Here is a 4,423-nt window from a genome sequence, read left to right on the forward strand (position 1 = left end):
TCGCTCCATACCCCTTTTAATGCTATATATTCTCATTAACCCTTTTAACCTTTGAATTAATTTTAGTTATTATGTACTACTTTAATGGCTTTTTTGATCTGTGACAGTTGAGGGTGCGGAATGTGGGCTTAAATAAACTCTCTGTGGATGATCGCACTCAAGCGGCAGTGTTAGCCCTGCGATCGGGATTAGTAGCTTAAAAAAACCGGCATCCTAACCATATAGGATGCCGGTTCGGTAAAAACTAAAAACTAGACTGACGCTGCCACTTTTGCTTCGGCTGCCATTAGTTTTTCGTAGGTTTCACGCATTTTGAGACCGACTAAGACTTGGAATAAACCCGTACCATTGGTGGAACCGGGATAATCCTTGTGTTTGAGCAGTAATTCCGTCATTTCACCGTAGTATTTAGTGCCAGTTTTGCTCAAATGGCTTTCGATGTAGATCATTTCTTCGAGGTTATCGAATTGACCATCTAGTTCCAGAATCGACACTTCATTCCCCAAGAAGCCATCTGGACCGTAGTAGAGTTTAATACCGGGATAAGTGCAGGTCAATTTACGACCACAGGGCCGCCAATCGATGGTGGAACCTTCATCAAACAGATAAGCGGGTTCAAAGTTTTCCACCCCTTCTTTCTGGATTAAACGAACCCGCAGTAATTTACTTTCGTGATCTTCAAGTAATTTGGTGGGCAGCACTTGAATCACCACGTCAGCGTACTGTCTTTGGGGATCGATATAGGCACTGAAATCCGGTTTTCTAGAATTAATGGCCGCCATCACATCATCATAGGTGTGACCGCGCTCGGCCATATCTCGTTGAATTTTCCAGTTAACTTTGACTTCATCGCTAATATCGAGATAAACGCTGAAATCTAATAGGGACCGGACTCGTTCATCATATAAGGGGTGTAGTCCCTCGATCACGATTACCTTATTCGGTTCGATGATTTCGGGGGGATCGATCATCCCCGTTTCATGATTATAAATAGGTTTATTAATGGCTTGACCTCCCTTAAGAGCTTTAATCTGCTCATACATCAGGTCAAAGTTATTCGCTTTCGGATTGAGTGCGGTGACACCCACCTCTTTTCTCTGTTTGCGATCGAGGCAATGGTAGTCATCTAAACAGATCACTGTCATAAACTCGGCCCCGAATAAATCGGTCAAACGACGTAAAAAAGTAGATTTCCCACAACCGGAGTCCCCAGCTACACCGATTAGAACCACGCGCTCTGGCTTATTGGCCATAGTTTCCCTCTAAATACACAACTAATTGTTAACCCTATAGTATGTAATTAAACCAGACTCTGGATCGAGCAGTACCCCGCCGCCACAAATTTCTGCTGCTGACAGGTTCGGCAAGAGCCTCACGCTAGAATGAGTAGGTATTTGATACTAGATAATCTGTTCAGATCATACCGGAATCAGTGACCAAAATCAGTTATCAGTTATCAGTTATCAGTTATCAGTTATCAGTGGAAAGTCGCAAGTGGGGAGAATACACAAAAGCTGCCTCCTGTCTCCTGACTGGAAAGAGGGTGTGGGGAAAGAAACCTCTTTCATCTGTGCTGGTGAAAATTTTTTCATCGGGACTAACTCCTAATTCCCAACTGAGAGGGTGCGGTGGGTGTGGAGAAATGTCGTCATTTCCTCCACAGCTAGAGGGGAACTGATGCGATTGCCTTGCATTCTCTCACAACCTAATTCTTGCAGGATTTCTAATTGTTGTTGGGTTTCTACTCCCTTGGCGATCGCTATTAAGTTAAAACTTTTCGCTACCGCCAGCAATGACGAGATAAAACGGGTATCTTGGGGAGTATCAGTGAGTTTTTTTGTTAAAGATTGCTCTATTTTCAGTTTTTTCACGGGAAATTGACCGAGATAGGCGATCGAAGCGTAACCGCTGCCAAAATCATCGAGGGTAATACTAATACCCAATTTCTGCAAATCCCCAAGAATTCGACCGGTTTCGCGGCTATTTTCCAGTAAACTTGTCTCAGTTATTTCTACCTCCAGAAAGAAAGGCCCGATTTGGGTTTCAGTCAAGACTTCTTTGAGGTTGGTGAGCAACTGGGGATCACGCAATTGGTGTGGGGACAAATTGATCGAGATGGGGGTGTATAATAATCCCCGCTGCTGCCATATTTGTGCCTGTTGACAGGCATTTTTTAGTACCCAACGATTAAGCTCAAGGATTAAGTCGCTTTCTTCGACTAAGGGTAAAAAACGATTAGGGGGGATTAATCCGAATTGAGGGTGTAACCAGCACAATAATGCCTCCAATCCTTCCACTTGCCCCTGAATGATATTAACTTGCGGTTGATAGTAAAGAGCTAATTCATTATTTCTCATTGCCTGATAGAGAAAATATTCAACTTTAGAACTACGAGTATTTTTGGGGTGAACATTAACCGACTCTATCTGGGAGTTATCATTTATATTATTCTTAACTGCTACTAAATTTTCCTCCAGTTTCTGTAATATTACTTTCCTGTCTGTGCCGTCGGGGGGACAGATAACTGAACCTAAACTTAATCGCACGACTAGGGAGTGATTTTCAATTTCATTATTACTTTCTAGGGTTTTAATAATTCTTTGACCAACCTTTTCTAGATCATTAGCATCATTAATTTGTGACAGCAGGATAATAAATTCGTACCCTCTCCAATGGGCGACTATATCCTCTGATCGCAAACTTTTTCTTAAACGTTCAATTAAGATTTTTAATAGTTTATCCCCCAGTCGATAACCTAGTTGATTGTTGACATTTCTTAGCTGCCCTACATCCAATAATAATAGCCCGATCAGTTGATTATTTTTCTGGGCATTATTAATAGCACTTGAGAGGTGTTCATTAAAGAGGGAACGGTTAGGTAAATCCTTGAGAACAACCGAAGAATATTCCTCTTGAATCTTGCTATTAAAATTTATGATTTGCGATGGAGCTTGACGGAGAATTAAGGTACTTTTTGCCTGAGGGTCATTATGGCTAGAATCGGTTTCATTTTCCCTAGTGTTCCCTTGTAACTGTCCTATATTTTTAACTGATTCTCGCTCTATTTTTGCTTGACTAGCTATTAAATGAAAACTGGCATTTATATCACAGCCAAAGTTAATTAAATCACCATCTTTTAATTCATGAATTAAGCATTTAGACCCATTGACGTAAATGCCATTATGACTTTTATTTCCCTCTAAATCACCATCAAGAATCCAATAGGAAAATTTTTGGCGATCAATACTCTTTTTAATTAAAGTCGCATGATAGCGAGACGCGTGTTTAGAGCGAAGAACAATTTGATTATCAGACTTACGACCCAGAGAATATTTCATGTCCTCTAGGGTAATTGTTCTTCTACCTTGAGGATCTTCCACAATCAGGAGATAACGGGAATTGGATGAACCATTAATCATTTTTTCAGCACCTCGACAAAAGTGAAAATATAAGTTAATTTATTCTCTCAAAAGCTACGGCTTATTCGTCTTTAAGTTAATTTATTTTCTCAATAAAGTGTTGGGGGTAATTCGGAACAGTTACTTAACAGCAATTGTGTCACATCTTGGGGGTTCAAAGTCCGAGTCAACCAAAATCATTGTACTTCTTCACAGTGGAGACGTGGGCAAGTGTCCAACTGTTGTAAACTTTCTCCCCCGACGGCAATAACTCGTAAATTCAAATTCTGCCCTAGGCTGATCATAGTCGATAACATGGCTAAATGCTTGGTTTTTGATAGTCAAGATTGGATAAAGGTTTGATCGATCGATCTTCAAACTGTCGAAGGTGTATTTATAAATATAACTTAATCAGGAATAGCCGGCATCAAAATTATCTAAAACTAACTGCATCCCTAATTCCCGCAAGTCCCTTAAAGCTGAGTTGGCAAAGCTCTCATCCTGCATGATGCAGTTTTCATTAATTTAGACCTGCTGCATCTCACATTTGCAGAAATACCGACTATCAGCAACAAACCAATACAAATGTACGGTCAACCGTCTATAAGCATACCACTTGCAAAGCTAATGCTTTCTGAACTTTGGGAGAGGTGCTTCCTCCACGGACATCTAATACCATTTTTCTTTATTTGCGTCACAACGAATGCAAGCTTGGCAAGCATTCGAGCGTGGATGTCTGTCATGGATTTAGAAATTTGGTATAAAACCACACACGCGGGTTGCGAATTCCTGTCCTCCCTAACGGGTTTCGGGGAGTAGAAACCCTCAAAGTCCCAGATTGAGTGATAAAATCAGAAATAAAGCCCGATTTTAGCAGAGATTTTCCCTTTAAAAAGATGGCTCTTCGGGAATTGTTATGCAAATAATTAACTTAAAATAAAATTCAATGAGAGTACCTAAGCTCAAAAGTAGCTGAAATTCATACAGGAAAGGACTTAAGGCACAAATAAGTTAATATCAAAAGA

2 protein-coding genes and 1 pseudogene are annotated in these 4,423 nt (G+C 40.5%); 1 reads left to right on the forward strand and 2 read right to left on the reverse strand.

Annotated elements, in window-relative coordinates:
- Positions 1 to 113: 113 nt before the first annotated feature.
- Positions 114 to 200: pseudogene (locus IQ224_RS21855) on the forward strand (DNA-binding response regulator); the annotation flags it as partial.
- A 51-nt stretch (positions 201 to 251) separates the two neighbouring features.
- On the opposite strand, the gene IQ224_RS21860 reads toward IQ224_RS21855, so the two are convergent.
- Together IQ224_RS21860 and IQ224_RS21865 are read right to left on the reverse strand one after the other, a co-directional pair.
- Positions 252 to 1,253: a phosphoribulokinase gene (locus tag IQ224_RS21860; protein ID WP_002740086.1), complete on the reverse strand. Its 1,002-nt coding sequence runs from the start codon at positions 1,251 to 1,253 to the stop codon at positions 252 to 254.
- Between the two features lie 351 nt (positions 1,254 to 1,604).
- The gene (locus tag IQ224_RS21865; protein WP_194033488.1) at positions 1,605 to 3,419 is read right to left on the reverse strand and encodes an EAL domain-containing protein; all 1,815 of its coding nucleotides are present in this window, start codon (positions 3,417 to 3,419) and stop codon (positions 1,605 to 1,607) included.
- Positions 3,420 to 4,423 lie beyond the last annotated feature (1,004 nt).

The organism is Microcystis sp. LEGE 00066, assembly GCF_015207925.1.
Taxonomy (GTDB): Bacteria; Cyanobacteriota; Cyanobacteriia; order Cyanobacteriales; family Microcystaceae; genus Microcystis; species Microcystis ichthyoblabe_A.

Coding starts and splice junctions, on each gene's coding strand:
- IQ224_RS21860 (WP_002740086.1), bottom strand. CDS start 1,253: ATGGCCAATAAGCCAGAGCGCGTGGTTCTAATCGGTGTAGCTGGGGAC.
- IQ224_RS21865 (WP_194033488.1), bottom strand. CDS start 3,419: ATGATTAATGGTTCATCCAATTCCCGTTATCTCCTGATTGTGGAAGAT.